General features: G+C 38.2%; 16 protein-coding genes. 13 read left to right on the top strand and 3 right to left on the bottom strand.

From position 1 onward, the window contains the following. Window positions 1-292 precede the first annotated feature (292 nt). The 5 genes from L3V42_RS01970 (at window position 293) to purU (ending at window position 4,523) form a co-directional block, all read left to right on the top strand. On the top strand, window positions 293-1,303 hold the full coding sequence (locus tag L3V42_RS01970) for a DctP family TRAP transporter solute-binding subunit (protein WP_238471124.1): 1,011 nt from the start codon (window positions 293-295) through the stop codon (window positions 1,301-1,303). A gap of 77 nt (window positions 1,304-1,380) precedes the next feature. Further along, window positions 1,381-1,851 carry a TRAP transporter small permease gene (locus L3V42_RS01965; RefSeq protein WP_235762027.1) on the top strand — a complete coding sequence of 157 codons (471 nt, stop codon included), beginning with the start codon at window positions 1,381-1,383 and terminating at the stop codon, window positions 1,849-1,851. Continuing rightward, window positions 1,848-3,128 carry a TRAP transporter large permease gene (locus L3V42_RS01960; protein WP_235762028.1) on the top strand — a complete coding sequence of 427 codons (1,281 nt, stop codon included), beginning with the start codon at window positions 1,848-1,850 and terminating at the stop codon, window positions 3,126-3,128. Before L3V42_RS01965 ends, L3V42_RS01960 begins: the two co-directional genes overlap by 4 nt. A gap of 11 nt (window positions 3,129-3,139) precedes the next feature. Next, window positions 3,140-3,478 (top strand): cupin domain-containing protein, encoded by a 339-nt coding sequence (locus L3V42_RS01955; protein ID WP_238471123.1) that lies wholly within the window; start codon window positions 3,140-3,142, stop codon window positions 3,476-3,478. 145 nt (window positions 3,479-3,623) lie between these two features. Further along, window positions 3,624-4,523, top strand: coding sequence for a formyltetrahydrofolate deformylase (gene purU / locus L3V42_RS01950; RefSeq protein ID WP_235762030.1), 900 nt, complete (start codon window positions 3,624-3,626; stop codon window positions 4,521-4,523). Between the two features lie 92 nt (window positions 4,524-4,615). Here the strand turns inward: purU and L3V42_RS01945 are convergent, their stop codons facing one another. Beyond that, entirely contained in the window at window positions 4,616-6,229 is a 1,614-nt protein-coding gene (locus L3V42_RS01945) for a glycoside hydrolase family 43 protein (RefSeq protein WP_238471122.1), read from the bottom strand. Between the two features lie 126 nt (window positions 6,230-6,355). Next, on the bottom strand, window positions 6,356-7,558 hold the full coding sequence (locus tag L3V42_RS01940; protein ID WP_235762032.1) for an ROK family transcriptional regulator: 1,203 nt from the start codon (window positions 7,556-7,558) through the stop codon (window positions 6,356-6,358). Between the two features lie 160 nt (window positions 7,559-7,718). On the opposite strand from L3V42_RS01940, the gene L3V42_RS01935 reads away from it, so the two are divergent. The 3 genes from L3V42_RS01935 to L3V42_RS01925 all read left to right on the top strand — a co-directional run bounded on the left by L3V42_RS01935 (window position 7,719) and on the right by L3V42_RS01925 (window position 10,894). Continuing rightward, window positions 7,719-9,035: an extracellular solute-binding protein gene (locus L3V42_RS01935; protein WP_238471121.1), complete on the top strand. Its 1,317-nt coding sequence runs from the start codon at window positions 7,719-7,721 to the stop codon at window positions 9,033-9,035. Window positions 9,036-9,178: 143 nt separating this feature from the next. Then, complete coding sequence (locus L3V42_RS01930) at window positions 9,179-10,057, top strand: carbohydrate ABC transporter permease (protein WP_235762034.1); 879 nt, start codon at window positions 9,179-9,181, stop codon at window positions 10,055-10,057. Between the two features lie 15 nt (window positions 10,058-10,072). Then, window positions 10,073-10,894: a carbohydrate ABC transporter permease gene (locus tag L3V42_RS01925; protein WP_235762035.1), complete on the top strand. Its 822-nt coding sequence runs from the start codon at window positions 10,073-10,075 to the stop codon at window positions 10,892-10,894. Window positions 10,895-10,976: 82 nt separating this feature from the next. On the opposite strand, the gene L3V42_RS01920 is transcribed toward L3V42_RS01925, so the two are convergent. Continuing rightward, complete coding sequence (locus tag L3V42_RS01920) at window positions 10,977-11,597, bottom strand: YesL family protein (RefSeq protein ID WP_238471120.1); 621 nt, start codon at window positions 11,595-11,597, stop codon at window positions 10,977-10,979. Window positions 11,598-11,914: 317 nt separating this feature from the next. Between L3V42_RS01920 and xylA the strand changes: the two genes are divergently transcribed. The 5 genes from xylA to L3V42_RS01895 all read left to right on the top strand — a co-directional run bounded on the left by xylA (window position 11,915) and on the right by L3V42_RS01895 (window position 18,771). Further along, a complete protein-coding gene (gene xylA, locus L3V42_RS01915) occupies window positions 11,915-13,240 on the top strand; it encodes a xylose isomerase (protein WP_235762037.1) in 1,326 nt (441 codons plus the stop codon). A gap of 100 nt (window positions 13,241-13,340) precedes the next feature. Further along, on the top strand, window positions 13,341-14,840 hold the full coding sequence (gene xylB / locus L3V42_RS01910) for a xylulokinase (protein WP_238471119.1): 1,500 nt from the start codon (window positions 13,341-13,343) through the stop codon (window positions 14,838-14,840). A 134-nt stretch (window positions 14,841-14,974) separates the two neighbouring features. After that, complete coding sequence (modA, locus tag L3V42_RS01905; protein ID WP_235762038.1) at window positions 14,975-15,784, top strand: molybdate ABC transporter substrate-binding protein; 810 nt, start codon at window positions 14,975-14,977, stop codon at window positions 15,782-15,784. Next, a complete protein-coding gene (modB, locus tag L3V42_RS01900) occupies window positions 15,765-16,445 on the top strand; it encodes a molybdate ABC transporter permease subunit (RefSeq protein WP_235762039.1) in 681 nt (226 codons plus the stop codon). Before modA ends, modB begins: the two co-directional genes overlap by 20 nt. 979 nt (window positions 16,446-17,424) lie before the next feature. After that, on the top strand, window positions 17,425-18,771 hold the full coding sequence (locus L3V42_RS01895; RefSeq protein ID WP_235762040.1) for an ABC transporter substrate-binding protein: 1,347 nt from the start codon (window positions 17,425-17,427) through the stop codon (window positions 18,769-18,771). The last annotated feature ends 101 nt before the right edge of the window (window positions 18,772-18,872 follow it).

The following is an 18,872-nucleotide window of genomic DNA, read 5'->3' as shown; positions in this document are numbered from 1 at the left end:
TGTATACAGATTTGCTTATTATCATACATTAAGATGAATATTTTGTAAACTTGTATAAAAGGGATTTATACCAATAAACACAGGTGATACAATGGTATTTGGTCGTTTGAATGTTATTTTTCTGTGTATTCAATTTGTATTGACTTTTATATTTATGTATTGTAGTATACAGTATACGAATATTTCAGTAGACTCGTCGAAATAGAAAGAAAGGCGTTAAATTACATAAGAGGAAACATGGATTAGTAGCGCTTTCTTGGAATCACTTTTGACAAAAAAGAGGAGAGAGAAAATGTCTAATAAATGGAAGCTTAGTTTCTTTGCTATACTACTCGTTTTTGTATTAGCAGCTTGTTCGGACACCGATGGGGAAGGGGGAAGTGGTGATTCTGTCACTTTACAGCTCGGACATGCTTTGACGGAAGGAACTCCTGCATCTGATTTAATTGAAGAAATGGCGGCTGAGGTGGAAGAGCAAACAGAAGGGCGCGTGACCTTTGATATTTATCCGAACAGTCAGCTTGGTTCAGAGACGGAAATGCTTGAACAAGTGCAACTCGGTTCGATGGAATCAGCGGCAATTATGGTCGGATCGATGCAGGCACTGGATACACGGATGGCAATCGAGGATTTACCATATATGTGGAAAGATATCGAACATGCGCGGGAAGCATATAAGGGAGAGTTTGGCGATTATTTGGCTGATATTATGGCTGAACAGGACATGACAAAAATCGGGTATCTTGAATGGGGATTCCGTCATATTACGAATAACAGAGGCCCGATTGTGGAGCCGGAAGATTTAGAAGGACTCAATATTCGAGTTGCGGAGACAAAATTGCGAGTTGATGCGTTTGAACAATTGGGAGCACTACCTACTGTAATGGCATTCAGTGAAGTATATGGAGCATTACAACAAGGGGCAATTGATGCGCAAGAAAACCCACTCGCAAATACGGTGTTGCCAAAATTTTATGAAGTTCAGGATTATTTATCTTTGACCGGGCATTTTTATAATACAATCATGCTTGTTGTGAGCACGGATATATGGGACAGTATCTCTGAAGAGGATCAAGAAATCATAATAGCGGAAGCAGAACGGATTCAAGATGAAGTGACGGTAATGAATGATGAACAGGAAGATACGTATATTCAGGAATTGATCGACAATGGCATGCAGGTTAATGATGACGTGAATGCAGATGCATTCCGTGAAGCGATGATGCCGGTTTATGATAAATGGGAAGAAGATGTATTTGGCGAAGAGATGATGGACATTTATCGTGAGGCGTCAGGCTGGTAAGGGGAAGAAGGAAGAGAGTCGCTTCTCTTCCTTTCTTATTTTTAGCGTAATGAAGGAATAGGGGGAAAGAGGAACCCATGAAAGCGAAAGAAATCATAGCCAAACTATTAGTCTACTTATGTGTCATTGCAATTACGGGTTTAACAGTCATCGTATTTCTGCAAGTGTTAACAAGGACGATGAATATTTCCTTTCCAGGTGCAGATGAGCTTGCTCGGCTTTTAGTCGTTTGGCTTACCTTTTTAGGTTCGAGTCTGGCAATCTATGAAAAAATGCATTTAGCGGTGACATTCTTTGTTAAGCGAGCAAGACCGAAGCTCCAAAAGATGATTCAATTTTCGGTTCACCTATTGACGATTCTATTCTTTGGAATCTTGGTCTATTACGGCTTCGGACTGACGATGGGTGCGATGTCGACAACTTCGTCCACCTTACAATTACCAATGGGATTATTTTACTTAGCAATCCCGCTTAGTTCTCTCTTTTCCATATACTTTATCGTGACGGATATGTTCCGTTCCACTGGAGAGGGGGAGCCGACTGTATGATTCTATTAATTCTTGCTGTATTCTTCGGACTACTCTTTTTAGGAATGCCGATCGCTTTTATTCTAGGGATTGTAAGTGCAGGGATGATGGTTTTTGGAAATGTTTCCTTGGAAATTCTCGTACAACGGATGTTTGCAGGGATAAATAATTTCTCCTATCTCGCCATTCCTCTATTTATTTTGGCGGGAAACATTATGGGAGAAGGCGGTTTAACACGTAGGTTGATGGAGTTTGCTCGGAGCTTTGTCGGACGTTTAACTGGTGGGCTTGGGATGACAACTGTTGTAACAAGTGCGCTGTTCGGAACGGTATCCGGTTCGACAGTCGCTACGACTTACGCAGTTGGATCGGTGCTTGTTCCACGGCTGAAGGAGGAAAAATATAGTAATTCATTTATTGCAAGTATTATCGGTCCAGCAGGTGTGCTTGGATTGATTATTCCGCCGAGTATTACAATGGTTATCCTCGGTATAACAGCGAATATTTCAATTGGTGACTTATTTATTGCCGGTGTAGTCCCAGGTGTTGTTCTTACGATTCTTCTTTGTATTTACGTTGCTTACATGTCGAAAAAGAAAGGCTACGGTGCTGACAAGCCTGCTCCGATGACAGCTAAAGAGTTTGTCCAAGTAGGTGTGAAAGCTTTCTTCCCGTTGCTTACACCAATCTTTATTTTAGGAAGTATTTTCAGCGGATTTGCGACAGCAACAGAGGCGGCAGTAATCGCCGTTGTCTATAGTTTTATTTTATCAATATTTTACAGAGAGCTTACATTTAAAAAGTTTAAAGATATCATGGTTTCCTCTGCGGTGACTTCTGCAACAATATTAATTATTATTTCTGTTGCGAATGCATTTACATATGTACTGACTGCAAATAAAATTCCAGCGATGATCTCGGAATTCTTCCTGCAGTTTGCAAGTACACCGCTTCAATTCTTGCTGATTGTGTCCGTCATCTTGCTTATACTTGGTATGTTGACTGAAGTGACGTCACTTATTATCTTACTGAGCCCAATTTTCATGCCGATTGCGATGGAATATGGAATTGATCCAATCCACTTTGGAATGGTGCTCGTCATGAACTTTGCGCTGGCGAACGTAACGCCTCCAGTAGGTTTATCTTTAATTGCAGGAGCGAGTGTGACGGATCGGAATATGGGGATAGAAGATACATTGCCATATGTGCTGCATGTCATCGGTATCCTTGTTGTTGTTATTTTATTAATTATTTTTGTACCAAGTATTTCTACGTTCTTACCAAGTTTTTTTAATTAGAGGGTGATGAGATGATTAAACGTTCCGATACAGTAGAATCATTGGAAAACATGTATGGTGGAAAAGGCGTCGTAGATATATCTCGTAAATTGACAAAAGAAGATCAGGTTGCTGGTCTTGATATGTTTGCAGAAGTCAGCGTGCCAGTTGGCGGTTCGATTGGGTACCACCTGCATGATAAAGATGCGGAAGCCTACTATATTGTTGAAGGAACTGGCACTTTCCAGGATGATGAAGGAAAACATGCCGTTTCAAAAGGTGACCTCTGCCTGATCACGAAAGGCGGGAGTCACGGCTTGATCAATACTGGGGACGAGCCGTTAAAAGTTATCGCTGTTGTCTGGAGCTAAATAGTGCCTGTCATGCCTTGCGTTTTATCAAAACGAAGCGGAGTGCTGACAGGCGCTTCTTAATTTTGCTGATTTACTTGACGCTTTTATCTAAGTTTCATAAAGTAGGTAATAACGGTAAAATTAGATGAGAAGAGGAACATATATGCATACCTATACAGAAAAGAAAATCCAAGCGTATCAAAAAGATAATGAGAACCGGGCGCGTCTCTTAATCCGTTGCCCGGACCAGCCGGGGATTGTTGCTACAGTATCCCAGTTTCTTTATGAGCATGGGGCAAACATTGTAACGTCAGACCAATATACCCTTGATCCAGAGGGCGGTCAGTTCTTCATGCGGATTGAATTCGAATATCCAGGGTTAATAGATAAGAAAGCTGATTTGGAAAAGGATTTCACTCCAATCGCGGAGAAATTTGATATGCACTATGATATCATGTATGTGCATGAGCTGAAGAACGTGGCGATTTTTGCTTCAAAAGAGCCGCATTGCTTACTTGAACTTTTATGGGAGTGGGAGAGCGGTGACTTAATGGCAAATATTGCTGTTGTCGTCAGTAACCATGAAGTGGTAAGAGATATGGTAGAATCCCGCGGTATTCCATTCCATTATATTCCAGCAAATCGAGATATTCGTACCCAAGCGGAAGCACAACAAAAAGAAATCCTTGAACAATATAATGTGGATTTCATCATTCTTGCACGTTATATGCAGATTCTAACACCTGATTTTGTAAAAGCGTATAAGAACCAAATTATCAATATCCATCATTCCTTCTTGCCTGCATTTATTGGTGCAAATCCATATGAGCGTGCGTTTAACAGGGGTGTGAAGATGATCGGTGCGACGTCACACTATGTGACGGATGATCTGGATGAAGGTCCGATTATTGAACAGGATATTGGACGAGTAGATCATCGTGATGATGTGGCAGCAATGAAGAAGATTGGACAAGCAATTGAGCGAAGTGTGCTTGCAAGAGCCGTGAAGTGGCATTTAGAAGACCGGATCATTGTGCATGGGAATAAGACGATTGTGTTTTAGTTAATTGTTACATCTCCTGATTTCATTAAATAATAATCATATATGAAAGACGTATATTGAAACAAGGCCAGCGGATTGCTGGCCTTGTTTTGTTACGCTAGTACAGGCTTATAGACGAAATAATCAAAATCAGCTGCTATTCCTTCCCCAGATGTATCTTGACATTGCATACCGACAAATGCTCCGGTAAAGAAGCCTCCACCACGTATGTAGTCATCGGATAATTTATAAGCGTAAAGTTGAACAGGAACCTTTTCCCAATTAGTTCCGTCAAAGGAATAGGAATAGTTATAGACATTCGTGTTTACATCTACACGAAGATAAACATATTCTATATCTTTAGGGATCACAATTTCATTCCCTCTCAAAGGCTGGTCAAAAGTAAAGTTATCACAAGTAGTTAACTCAAGAATTCTCCCCTTTTCTTCATTCCAGGTAATCTGGAGAGCTGTCCAGTTTTCCGTATTATAATAGTTTACTAGACCTGCAGCTTGCTGAAAAGATTCAGGTTGAAAAGCTACTTTTGTTTCAGCAGCAAAGTTGAAATGTTGCCAACGTCTCGCAACATAGCTTTGAGTGAATTTAGAAGTTAATGATTCTCTGCCATACAAACGTAAATGTCCTGGATTATCTGTTAAGGATAGAATTTCTTCTCTTAATGGAATACGTAATGTTTGGAAGTGAAGATTTAATTGTTCGGAATTGAAATCTTCTTTCTCGTCGTAATCATTTTCCCACTTCACTTCTTCAATTGCAGGACCTTCGACCTCAAGGGAAGGTTGATTTCCACCAACGACATAAGGCCAATCATCTTTCCATTCCAAGCGCTGGATTGCCGTCTCTCTGCCTAATGGGCAAAATCCGCGTGGGTCTAGGAGGGGCTGATTTTCTTTCGGCAATGGACGACCAGTTAGATGAACTAAGAACCACTCATCTGTATGCGTTTGCACAATTGAAGCATGACCGGCTTTTTGTAAAGGATTTCTAGGATGTGTATAAGATGAGATCAATGGGTTTTCAGGGTGTACTTCATATGGCCCCCATAGATTTTCAGAACGAGCGATTGTAGCCTGATGCTCGTATCTTGTACCACCTTCAGCAGTTAGTAAATAATAGTAGCCATTCATTTTATAAATGTGTGGCGCTTCTACTAATTTGGCATCCGTACCTTTAAAAATAATTTCCTTTTTTCCAATAAGCTTTTGTTTTTCCGCATCATATTCCTGCAGAACAATACCGTAGAAATTATGATTACCAACCCGATGATCCCATAGCATGTTTGTGAAATATTTTTTTCCATCGTCATCATGGAAAAGGGAAGGGTCAAAACCAGAGCTGTTCATATAAATTGGTTCTGACCATTCTCCGTCAATGGAATCACAAGTAACGAGGTAGTTATGACTGTCTTTCCATTGCCCTTCTGTAACTTTAACATCGGTGTAAATTAGCCAGAACTTGCCATCGTTATAGGATAGCTGTGGGGCCCATACTCCGCCAGAGTTTGAGTTACCCATCATATTTAATTGACTAAGACGATTTAATGGTCTTGAAACTAATCTCCAGTTTTTTAAGTCTTTCGAATGGTAGATTCCTACTCCAGGAAACCATTCAAAGGTTGAAACAGCAATATAGTAATCTTCATCTACTCGGCAAATACTTGGATCGGGATTGAATCCTGTTAAGATTGGGTTTTGAATTTTAGTCATGATTATTCACCTCAAGTTTATTTAATATAATTTTCAAAAAGGAATGCGCTTACTTTGTTTTGGACAGGAATTTCATTATGCGTTATTTTCTATAATAGAATCCCTGTTAGACATCTTGTTCATTTATTAAAGACCAGAAGCACGTTGATGATGTATATTATTATTTAAAAATGCTTCAGCAGAAAAAGCAGCAACCCCTAAAGCAGTCGAATGGGTGCGTAGATTTGAAAAGTCAATTTTCAAATCTTGTTGACTGTACCATAAAGATTGATTTTGAATAGAGTCTATTAGTGGTTGTTTTATCCACTGTTCCGCCTCAGCCATTCGGTTACCGATAATGACCTGCTCGGGATTAAAAGTATTGATGATGTTATTCATCCCCACTCCTAAATATTTCCCTATTTGTTCAAATAATTGGATAGAAGTAGATTCCCCGTTGTTAGCAAGTTCAAGAATGGTTTCTAAAGACAGATGATCATTCTGTTCTTGGTTAAAATTGGAGCGCTCTGCATTCATTATTAATGATCTTTCGGATGCATATAATTCCCAGCATCCTGCATTTCCGCAGCTGCATTTCATCCCATTTAATTCGATCGTCATATGTCCAAGCTCTCCAGAAAAGCCATTATTACCTCTATACAAATTTCCATTTAAGATAAGACCTACACCGATTCCGATACCTACACTTACATAAATAATATTATTAAAGTCTTGTCCAACTCCAAAGTTTTTTTCCCCGTATGCTCCAGCATTTGCTTCGTTCTCTATCGTTATCGGGACTTCATATCTATTTTCTAACTCTGCTTTTAAATCAACATTTCTCCAGCTTAAGTTAGGAGCGAGTAATATTTTCTTTTCTTTATTAACAATACCTGGAACGCCAATCCCAATACCTACAATGCCATACGGACTTGGAGGAACATCGTTCATAAGGTGATCAATCACCCCGTTTAATTTTTCGAGTATTTCTTCGTACGTTAAGTTGCTGAAATTAATTTGTTTTTCTAAGCAGATATTTCCTTTTAAATCTGTTAACACCCCCAGAATATAATTAACACCCAAATCAATTCCAATGGAATAGCCTGCTAATTTATTGAAATGTAACATAACAGGCCTTCTGCCGCCACTTGATTTACCAGGACCAGATTCATTAATTAAATTTTCATCCAATAGTTCTTTTACTAAAGATGAAACAGTTCCTTTATTTAAACCAGTAGAAGTAGCGATATCAGCTCTTGATATTGGGGAGTTTTCAATAATTTTTTCCAGAACTAGAGCTTTATTTTCTTGTTTAACTACTTGTTGATTCCAAGTTTTACTGATTTTCATCGGATTTCAACTCTTTCTCTCGCATTTTAGGCTAGTATAGCACATAGATTTAGTTTATTACAAACTTCGTTCATCCAGTAGACAAACGATGTTTAATTTGTTATTATTATAACTAGCTTATAGAATATAAGCAAAATTTAATTTTCAAGGGGGTTCAGTAATGAAGTTGAGGAAAGCGGTTACATTAATGGGGATGTTGTTGATCTTCACCTTGCTTTTAGCGGCTTGTAATGAAGAGGATGGGGGAGAAAGTGGATCAAATGAAACAAGTTCTGGAGATGCAAAATCAGTAAAGTTTATACATTTATGGCCGGAAGGCAGCTCCGCTCAACATTACAAAATTGTAAATGAAATCATAGCCGACTTTGAAGCGGAAAACGATGATATAACCATCGATCTTGAAGTTCTAAGCAATGAGCAATATAAAGATAAAATTACAGTATTATCTACATCTAATGAGTTGCCTGATGTTGGGATGACTTGGGCAGCTGGATACATGGAGCCATTTGTAAACGGAAACATGTTTGCGTCTGTGGACGATGTTGTGGAAAGTGATTTATCTGATAGTTTTGTAGAAGGGACGCTTGACGGTTTTGCGATAGATGATACGACTTATGGACTTCCTTTAGAACTAAATATCTCTACAGTATTTTACAATAAGAGCATATTTGAAGAGCATGGATTGGAAGAGCCTGAGACAATGGAAGAATTGAATGAAATCGTCAAGACCTTGAATGATAATGGTGTTAATCCAATAGCACTCGGTAATAGAGATGCATGGACAGGTTCGATGTGGTATATGTACTTAGCGGACCGGCTTGGTGGCGATGAAGATGTATTGTCAGAAGCGATTAATAGAGAAAAATCATTTGAAGACCCAGTTTTAATCCAAGCGGCTGAAGAAGTTCAAAGTCTTATCGATGCAGATGCTTTCGTACAGGGTTTTAATGGGTTAGCTGATGAGGAAGCGAAGAGTATGTTTATGTCAGAACAAGCAGCAATGTATTTAATTGCTACTTGGGATCTTCCGAACTTTACAACGAATGAGGATGTTCCTCAAGAATTCCGGGATTCAGTAGGTTATTTTCAATTTCCAACTGTTGATGGTAGTGGGGATGTTAATAATTATGTAGGCGGTCCGGGCGTAGGGTTATTTGTAGCGGAAAACTCGGATGTTAAAGAAGAAGCCAAAGCATTTGCCTCTTACTTCTTACAACAATGGGGAGAAAAGGCGGTAACTGAAGTAGGAGTGATTCCTGCGACAAAGGTGGATGCAGAATCTCTGGATCTTCCAGAAATGTATGTTGATGTTTTAAACGATTTGAATGCAGCAACTAATATTACATTATATGCTGACGTTCAAATGAGTCCAAGCGCTGCACAAGTGCATTTGGATATGATTCAAGCGTTATTTGGCGGGGAAGTGACACCGGAGGATTTCGCAAAAACGCATGAAGACACACTTTCACAAGAGTAATTATTAATAAGACTAGTAAGCCTCTGTCCGAGGCTTACTAGTATCTATTAACTTAATAATTAATGAAGAAGGTGATGTTAGTTTTTAGAATAAAAGAGTGATTGTAAAAATAATCTATCAAAAAGAGTATGGGGTTGAATATTGTGAATAAAGTTATGTCAAATAAGTGGATTATTACCTTATATACGCTCCCTGCACTTCTATTGATTATTGTCCTTATTGTTGTTCCATTAATTCTTTCGGGATATTTCGGTTTAATGAATTGGGACGGAATCGGAGCAATGGAGTTCATTGGATTAGATAATTATATTGTAGCATTACAAGATACGAAGTTTTGGCAGAGTGCGATGCATTCTTTTCTATTAGCATTGTTTTCTGCACTTAGCCTAATTGCTTATCTGGCAGTTGCTCTGATTTTAGCTTCGAAAATTAAAGGTGCAAACCTTTTCAGAAAAATATATTTAATTCCAATGCTGCTATCTTCTGTTGCAATTGCACAGTTGTGGATTAAAGTGTATAACCCTTCCAATGGAATGTTGAACAGTATTTTAATGACACTTGGAGTTAATAATCCACCTGCATGGTTAGCGGATCCGAATATTGTCCTTTACGCAATATTCGTTCCAATCATTTGGCAATATGCCGGGTTTTACATTTTAATCTACTATGCTGCATTAAAGAATATCCCAGACTCATTAATTGAAGCGGCAAAAATTGACGGAGCAACTCCACTGCAAATTGCGCTAAAGATTAAAATCCCATTAATCATGAATGTATTTAAAGTGACAATCGTATTAGCTATCGTTGGATCCTTAAAATATTTTGATTTGATTTATGTGATGACAGGTGGCGGACCGAATGGCGCAAGTGAAGTAATGGCATCTTACATGTATAAATTGGCCTTCTCAAGCTATGACTTTGGATATGGTAGTGCAATAGGATTCTTATTATTGATTATAACCTTAATTGTTACAGTAATTGTTCGTAAAGTGACTGCTACCAAAGAGGAAATTGAATATTAAGAGGAGGAGCAGAAAATGTCTAGAATAGGTTACAGTTTACTTTATATTTGTTTAGGGCTTGTTGCAGTGTTTCAAATATTTCCGATTCTTTGGTTGTTTATGTTTTCTCTAAAGACAAACCAAGAAATATTTGCAGGAAGTCCGTTTGCCCTTCCTTTAGAACCGAAATGGGAAAATTATTTGAAAGTATTTGATGGGGGAATTGCAACATACTTCTGGAATAGCATTTGGATTACAGTCGTTGCTACCGTATTGACGATTTTAATAGCCAGTATGGCAACATTTGCAATTACGAGAATGAAGTGGAAGCTGAGTGGACTAGTCCTAGGCCTCATTATGGTTGGTTTAATGATACCAATCCATTCTGCACTCATCCCATTATATAATATGTTTTTAAATGTAAATTTGATAGATAATCCACTATCCATCGTTCTTACGTATATTACGTATAATCTGCCGATAACCGTTATGATCCTACTGGGCTTTTATACAACGATTCCAAGGGAAATTGAGGAAGCGGCTATTATTGATGGCAGTTCGATTCATCGTTTATTCTTTAGAATCATCTTACCTATTTCTGCGCCAATTATGTCCACAACGGTTATTATTAACATGATTTATAACTGGAATGAATTTGTTTTTGTTAACACATTTATAAGTTCGGAAAAGTATAAGACGCTTACCGTTGGAATTCAAAACTTTATCGGACAGTATATGACGGATTGGGGTGCGATAGGAGCAACACTCGTAATAAGTGTACTGCCAATCATCATTGCATTCCTATTCTTCAGTAACAAAATTATGGAAGGAATTACTGCCAGTGCTGTGAAGGGATAAGCTCGCAGCATAAGATTAATCTTGCCGAAACATGAAAAGACCGCCTCAACCTCCTAAGCTTATTAGTCTGGTGAGGTGGTTTTTAGCTTGAGTGTTGTTTTCTTTCGATGTTTTTAAATGCATGTAAGCTTAGCCAGGATGTAATAAAAGCATAGGTTGTACCACCAAAAATGAAGAACAAGGCAGGGATGGCCCTCATTATAAAGAAAAGAGAAACGAAACATAATACCATAAGAAAACTATATAGCGGACTTATAATCATGATTAAAAAGGCATTTTTTATTAAAGGAATGGTTCTTAAATCATAATGGGTAAAGCTTGGAAAAATATAAAATAGAAATAAGATGAAGATGAGCATAAATGCAAACAGTGGAATATAAGTCCACGTTAACTGTTCATTTATATTACTTTGGATGTAATAAATATCAATAGCGACAAGAAGAAAGAGGACGTTGAGGAAAAGTCCAAGTAAATTGCTTTTTAAAAAGTCGCGCTTGTAATAATACCAAAACGTTTTTAGTACCGGTAAGTCTGATTTCCCTCTGAGCCAATCACGAACCATCGCAAACATAGAAGTGGTAGAAGGATAAAAACCTAGGATAACACCGCCAGCCAATGTAAAAACAACCCAGAGCAGATTGACATAGGCGAACTTTGTTATCCATTCTAATATGTTATATATAGCACTCATTCTGTTGGTCATTGTTATTTCTCCCTTCATCAAAACATCTGATGGTTTAACAGAATGAATTTCATAATTACCAAAGTCGGCTTTTTCATCACCATATGTAGTTGGAAACGAACCAACTCAACTACATACGGTGATGGTGATGCATTAAATACGTATTATGAAATTCATTAAACAATAAACATTATACGATAATCATGATTCTTTTTCTATTACCATGAGGAAATTTAAAAAACTTAGTTCATCCAATGGACGAACTATAGATAAGATGCTATAATCAAAAACATGAAAGCTCTTACATTAAAATTCATAAAACTTAGGAGGACACACAAATGACATTTTTTAAAAACATCAACCAGGTTCACTACGAAGGCCCAACATCTACTAATCCACTCGCATTTAAATTTTATAATCCCGAGGAAAAAATCGGTGGAAAAACGATGGAGGAGATTCTCCGTTTCGGTGTCGCATACTGGCACACATTTACGGAAGATCTATCGGATCCGTTCGGTGTTGGCACAGCGATGCGACCATGGGATAAATTTGAAGGAATGGACCTGGCAAAAGCACGTGTCGAAGCAGCCTTTGAATTCTTTGAAAAGCTGAATGTACCTTATTTTGCATTTCATGACGTCGACATCGCACCTGAAGGGGACAGTTTAAAAGAATCAAATGAAAACTTAGATACGATTGTGGCCATGATTAAAGATTATATGAAAGATAGTAAAACGAAATTATTATGGAATACAGTGAACAACTTCAGTCATCCACGCTTTGTTCATGGCGCAGGCTCGTCTAATCACGCGGATGTATTTGCTTATGCTGCAGCGAAAGTGAAAAAGGGATTGGAAGTTGGGAAAGAACTAGGTGCGGAAAACTATGTGTTTTGGGGCGGAAGGGAAGGTTATGAAACCCTGCTTAACACAAATATGCAATTAGAACTGGATAACTTAGCTCGCCTTTATCATATGGCGAATGATTATGCGAAAGAAATTGGTTTTGCTGCCCAGTTCTTAATCGAACCGAAGCCAAAAGAGCCGACGACCCATCAATATGACTTTGATGTAGCCAGTGGCTATGCATTTTTACAACATTATGGGCTCCAAGATGTTTTCAAATTCAATATCGAAGCAAACCACGCAACATTAGCGGGCCATACGTTTGAGCATGAGCTGCATTATGCGAGAATTCACGATATGCTTGGTTCAGTGGATGCAAATCAAGGGCATCCATTACTCGGCTGGGATACGGATGAATTCCCGACAGACCTTCATACGACAGTGCTAGCCATGTATGAAATCCTGAAAAATGGAGGGCTTGGCAGTGGCGGCTTGAACTTTGATGCGAAAGTTCGTCGTGGCTCTTTCACGCCAGAGGACTTATTCCATGCACATATTGCGGGAATGGACAGCTTTGCGGTTGGATTAAAAGTAGCACAGAGATTGATGGATGATCAAGTACTCGATAACGTAATAGATGAAAGATATCAAACGTATCAGGATGGAATTGGTCGTGATATCGTAGAAGACAAGACGGATTTACGCAAGCTGGAGGAGTATGCGCTAGGATTAACAGATATTCAGCATCAATCTGGTAAACTGGAGAGTATTAAAGCTACGATAAACCAATATCTATTAACAACCTTTACTGGTGAATGAAACAGAGCATCTAATATAAATGATGAAAATAAAGACGAAGGGCTCTAATCTGATCGAGTGCTTCGTCTTTCTTCTTTATAGAGACAAGGAGAGATATAGAATGAAGTATGTCATTGGTGTTGATTTAGGAACAAGTGCCGTCAAAATATTATTAGTTAATCAGAATGGAAGCGTCGTTCAAGAAATATCAAAATCATATCCATTATATCAAGAGAAAGTGGGCTACAGTGAGCAAGATCCTAATGATTGGGTCGAGCAGACAATTGCTGGGATATCAGAACTCGTAGCAGCGTTTAAAGGGAATCCAGAAGATATTGAGGGGCTGAGTTTTTCTGGTCAGATGCACGGTCTTGTATTGTTGGATGAGGATAATCAGGTTTTGCGAAATGCAATTCTTTGGAATGACACACGGACAACGCAAGAGTGTAGTCAGATTTATGAAAAGGTGGGCAAGGATCGTCTATTAGAGATTACTAAGAATCCGGCATTGGAGGGCTTTACCCTACCAAAAATACTTTGGGTGAAAAAGCATGAACCTCACATTTTTAATCAAGCAAGAGTATTTGTTTTACCGAAGGATTATGTCAGGTATCGATTAACCGGAGAGCTGCACATGGATTACTCGGATGCTGCAGGCACGTTATTATTGAATATCGCTAAAAAGTCATGGAGCAGGGAAATCTGTGAGAAATTAGAGATTAATCCAGAAATATGCCCACCACTCGTGCAGTCAGACGATGAAGTGGGGACTGTAGGGAAACAAATTGCAGAAGTGACAGGCTTGAATGTTAAGACAAAAGTATTTGCTGGTGGGGCGGATAACGCTTGTGGTGCGATTGGTTCAGGGATTTTGGAAGACGGACAGACACTGGCGAGCACAGGGACTTCTGGTGTTGTTTTATCTTATGAAGCAAGTAGCGCCAAAGATTTTGGAGGGAAGGTTCACTACTTTAATCACGCTGCCCCTGATGTGTTTTATACGATGGGGGTGACGCTTGCTGCAGGGTACAGTTTGTCTTGGTTTAAAGAGACATTTGCAAAAGATATAAGTTTTGAAGAATTGCTGGCAGATGTTGATACGGTTTCAGTTGGTGCGAATGGTTTAATTTTCACACCTTATGTTGTTGGAGAAAGAACCCCTCATGTGGACGCGAATATCCGTGGAAGCTTCATCGGTATGGATGCAGCCCATGAAAGAAAACATTTTACTCGCGCAGTATTAGAAGGTATCACTTTTTCGTTAAATGAATCAATAGAGATATTTCGAGAAAATGGCAAGAAAATTAATACAGTTGTATCTATTGGCGGGGGAGCAAAAAACGAAACTTGGCTGCAAATACAAGCCGATATTTTTAATGCGAATGTGGTAAAGATGGAAAGTGAGCAAGGTCCGGGGATGGGAGCTGCCATGCTTGCAGCGGTGGGGTGTGGTTGGTATCCATCACTGAAGGAATGTGCAGTTGAATTCTTAAAAGAAGAAAAGGTCTATTCACCTAATCCAGAAAATGTTGCCAAATATAAAGAACTATTTAAGCTTTATAAAGAAGTCTATAGTAAAACAAATCAATTAAATGAACGATTGATGAAATATAGAAAGTAGACGAGGTGCGGGGCTTACCTTACTCCGAATTTAAATCTCCTGAAGATATCGCATCAGGAGATTTTCATTTTCGACGTTCATTATTAAAATAGGATATAATAAACAGTAAATGGTCGAATGGAGGGCGGTAAAGGATGCGAAAACAATTTCATTTCATTTGTATTCTTTTATTCTTACTTCTATCGTTAGTGGCATGTTCGGATACGAGTAACTCTGCTCAAGATTCAGCAGACAAGCAGAGCGCTAGCGGCGAAGATACTGAATTAACAATATCAGCAGCAGCTAGTTTAAAAGAGGCATTAGATTCCATTCAAGAGGCATTTCTAGAAGAACATCCGGAAGTAGCATTAACCTTTAATTATGGTGCTTCGGGTTCCCTGCAGCAGCAAATCTCACAAGGAGCACCAGTGGATTTATTTTTCTCAGCGGCAAAAGATAAGTTTAATATATTGGTAGAAGAAGGGATGATTGCGGAGGAAAGTCAGGTAGACTTGCTTGGCAATGAGCTAGTATTAATTGTTCCGAAGGGTGAACAAACAATCAATGGATTTGCTGATCTTCAGAAAGCGGAGATAGGTAATATATCCATCGGTATACCTAAAACCGTGCCAGCGGGAAAATATGCGCAAGAACTGCTGGTGGAAATGGATCTATGGGATGAAATAGAATCGAAAATTGTTTTCGCAAAAGATGTCCGACAAGTTTTATCTTATGTTGAAACTGGGAATGTTGATGCCGGAATCGTTTATCAAACGGACGCCCTTACTTCGGAAAAAATAAACATTGCTGCTCCTGCTACTAACGAATTACATACACCTATTCTTTATCCAGTCGGGATTATAAAAGATTCTGACCAGTACGAAATGGCAAAAGTATTTCTCGAGTATATACAAAGCGATGAAATTATAAAGGTATTTGAAGAATATGGATTTACAGTTAAATAGTGAAATCATGCAAGAGTTCCTTAGTCCAATCTGGTTATCTCTTAAAGTTGCTACGATATCAGGTGTTATCGTTATAATAATAGGAACTTTAATTGGTAGAATTCTTGCAAGAAGAAGGTTCAAAGGAAAAGCAATTGTAGAGACACTGCTGATGCTCCCGATGGTGCTACCTCCAACTGTTGTTGGCTTTTTATTGATTGTTGTTTTCGGGAAAAATAGTATTATCGGTCAAGCGATTGAGTGGATTTTTAATCAACCGATTATTTTCACCTGGTGGGCTGCTGTGATTGCAGCAGTAGTTGTCGCATTTCCACTCATGTACCAGGCGGCAAAATCAGGATTTCAGGGAGTGGATAACAATATTGAAGAAGCTGCAAGAATCGACGGGGCGAGCGAGTGGAAAACCTTCCTATTTATCTCGATTCCTTTAGCTTCGAAAATGCTGCTAGCTGGAAGTATTCTAAGTTTTGCCCGGGCTTTAGGAGAATTTGGGGCTACTTTAATGTTTGCCGGGAATATTCCAGGCGTCACGCAAACGATTCCTACTGCGATTTATATCGCGATTGATTCAGGGAAAAGGTTCATGGCTTGGATGTGGGTGATTGCGATTATGATTCTTTCCTTTGGTATGATGCTTGTGGTACGAATTAAGCAGGAGTGATGCTTCTGCTTTATTGAATGAAGTGAAATAGGAACAAAAAGGGGATTTTTTGAAGAATAATTATAATTAGAGATAGAGCAGATGGATGGCGGATAGTTTACAATTGTTAACTAAATATTTATTGCTTCAATAATAGAGGATATTTTCCTATTATCGCACAAGAAAAGTTACACAAATTGATTGTGTTAAGAAAAAAAGGAAAAACTTAGTTCATCCACTAGACGAACAATGATGATTTTGCTATAATGAAATTAATTTAAAAGTAATAAGTAGAAAATCTTTTTAGATTTACAAGATGTATTTTGTAAGCGGTTTTAGCTGGTGTTTTATTAACTATCTTAGATCAATATTGAGGAAATATTATTATAGTAATCTTCAAGGTTTCTGACCCTATGCTAGGTTAATGAATTTCATAATACGTATTTAATGCTTCACCATCACCATATGTAGTTGAGTTGGTTCGTTCCCAACTACATACGGTGATGGGAAAGCCGACTTTGGTAATTATGAAATTCATTCAGGTGTCTAATTTTATAACTATGCTTTATTTAGAAGGGAGAGATTGAAATGAAACGATTTATAATTCAGTTGCCTTTGAAATAGAGAACAAGAGATTATATACTCATCACCTAAATTTAGTTACACTAGATAAAATTCTTAAGAAAATAGATGGTGAGTAGACCTAGGAGAGGTATTTAGCCGCGTTAGATATTAGATATCATGAGAGGAAAGCTTTTATTTCTTTGTATTTAAATACTTACAAAATATTGGAATAAGATAAGGCTAGTCTACCATCAACTTGCAGTGCGTTTTATCCTTTAATAATGAATGGACAGGGGAAGCACATTTAAGTATAATTTTGTGTTTTTGTAAGCGTTAGCATCGTGGAATCTCAATAGATATTATAGTCGAATAATGCTAGGAAAGAGTTGAGTAGTTATAGGTTTGAAGTATAAAACAATCATTTAGGAGGAAAAAAATGAAAAAGCTTAGCTTGTTAGGATTACTAGTATTGATGCTTTTAATTTTAGGTGCATGTGGTGGGGGCGATGACGCTGAAACGAATGGGGGGGACGCAGAAGAATCTGTTGTTGCCGGTGCAGATTTAGAAGATGCAACCGAATTATCATTTTGGACTTTTGCTGGTACGCATGCTGACTTCTATGCAGATGCTGCTGAGAAGTGGAACGAGGAAAATCCTGATAAAGCAATTAAATTAACTGTTGGAACTTATCCGTTCGATCAAATGCATAATAATTTATTGCTCGCATTGCAATCTGGCAGCGGTGCTCCAGATTTGGCAGATATTGAAATCGCGAAATTCCCAAATTTTCTTAAAGGTGATATCCAATTAGAGCCCTTAAACGATTTAATTGAACCAGAGTTAGAAAGTTTTGTAGAAGAAAGGCTAGATATATATGCAGCGGACGATATATATTATGGTGCTCCAACACACTTAGGTGCAACCGTAGTATATTACAATCAAGAAATAATGGACGAAGCTGGAGTTGATATAGACTCTATTAAAACTTGGGATGACTATGTTGATGCTGGTAAACAAGTTGTTAACACGACTGGTAAACCAATGACAACGATTCCAACGAACTGGTATGGTATTTGGCCGTTTGTTACTCAAAAGGAATCAGACTTCTTTAATATAGACGGTGAATTTACTCTTGATAATGAAGAGAATATAGAAACACTAGAATTTATTAATTCTTTAATTAATGAACATGAAATTGCAGAAATCGCACCTGGTGGAAATTACCATTCAGAAGAATTCTATGGTTTTATGAATGAAGAAGGACAAGCTTCTATCGTCATACCAATGTACTATATGAAAGATTTTGTAGAGTACATGCCTGATTTAGAAGGTAAAATGCAAATCCGGCCAATGCCGCTAGCACCTGGTTCAGAAACCCAGTCTGTAGCTATGGGCGGGACCGGTACTGCGGTCATAAGTCAATCGGAGCATACAGATTTGGCTAAAGAATTCTTGTATTTTGCTAAATTATCAAAGGAAGGAAATATTCGTTTATGGACTGAGCTCGGATTTGATCCACCAAGGTGGGACGTATGGGAAGAACCAGAGGTAAGGGCAGATAATATATATTATGAGTTTTTCCATGAGGATATTTTTGATATTTTACTAACTATTAAAGACGATGTTGCTGGTATTAATCTATCAGAATACACACCAGATGTTTTATCAGAGATTGATTCCAATATTATGCATAATGTTCTAAGGGAAGGTAATCAAACTCCAGAAGAGGCTTTAAAACAGTCTGCTGATACCATAAGACAGAAAATGGAAAGCGCAAATTAATAGTTAACATAAAAAGGACAGGAAAACTGTCCTTTTTCCCAAAATATGATTGTAAGAAGGGATAAAATGACAAATAAGAAGTTTAAACAGAATACAAAAGA

It is taken from the genome of Oceanobacillus alkalisoli (assembly GCF_022213125.1).
GTDB lineage: Bacteria > Bacillota > Bacilli > Bacillales > Amphibacillaceae > Oceanobacillus > Oceanobacillus alkalisoli.
Note: the sequence above shows the minus strand (reverse complement) of the source record. Positions and strands in the feature narration are given on the sequence as shown.

What these genes read in the sequence shown, in the direction of transcription:
- L3V42_RS01960 (WP_235762028.1), top strand. Translation starts at nt 1,848, where the DNA reads ATGATTCTATTAATTCTTGCTGTATTCTTCGGACTACTCTTTTTAGGA.
- purU (WP_235762030.1), top strand. Translation starts at nt 3,624, where the DNA reads ATGCATACCTATACAGAAAAGAAAATCCAAGCGTATCAAAAAGATAAT.
- modA (WP_235762038.1), top strand. Translation starts at nt 14,975, where the DNA reads ATGCGAAAACAATTTCATTTCATTTGTATTCTTTTATTCTTACTTCTA.
- xylA (WP_235762037.1), top strand. Translation starts at nt 11,915, where the DNA reads ATGACATTTTTTAAAAACATCAACCAGGTTCACTACGAAGGCCCAACA.
- L3V42_RS01940 (WP_235762032.1), bottom strand. Translation starts at nt 7,558, where the DNA reads ATGAAAATCAGTAAAACTTGGAATCAACAAGTAGTTAAACAAGAAAAT.
- L3V42_RS01925 (WP_235762035.1), top strand. Translation starts at nt 10,073, where the DNA reads ATGTCTAGAATAGGTTACAGTTTACTTTATATTTGTTTAGGGCTTGTT.
- L3V42_RS01945 (WP_238471122.1), bottom strand. Translation starts at nt 6,229, where the DNA reads ATGACTAAAATTCAAAACCCAATCTTAACAGGATTCAATCCCGATCCA.
- L3V42_RS01970 (WP_238471124.1), top strand. Translation starts at nt 293, where the DNA reads ATGTCTAATAAATGGAAGCTTAGTTTCTTTGCTATACTACTCGTTTTT.
- modB (WP_235762039.1), top strand. Translation starts at nt 15,765, where the DNA reads ATGGATTTACAGTTAAATAGTGAAATCATGCAAGAGTTCCTTAGTCCA.
- L3V42_RS01920 (WP_238471120.1), bottom strand. Translation starts at nt 11,597, where the DNA reads ATGACCAACAGAATGAGTGCTATATATAACATATTAGAATGGATAACA.
- L3V42_RS01935 (WP_238471121.1), top strand. Translation starts at nt 7,719, where the DNA reads ATGAAGTTGAGGAAAGCGGTTACATTAATGGGGATGTTGTTGATCTTC.
- L3V42_RS01955 (WP_238471123.1), top strand. Translation starts at nt 3,140, where the DNA reads ATGATTAAACGTTCCGATACAGTAGAATCATTGGAAAACATGTATGGT.
- L3V42_RS01965 (WP_235762027.1), top strand. Translation starts at nt 1,381, where the DNA reads ATGAAAGCGAAAGAAATCATAGCCAAACTATTAGTCTACTTATGTGTC.
- xylB (WP_238471119.1), top strand. Translation starts at nt 13,341, where the DNA reads ATGAAGTATGTCATTGGTGTTGATTTAGGAACAAGTGCCGTCAAAATA.
- L3V42_RS01895 (WP_235762040.1), top strand. Translation starts at nt 17,425, where the DNA reads ATGAAAAAGCTTAGCTTGTTAGGATTACTAGTATTGATGCTTTTAATT.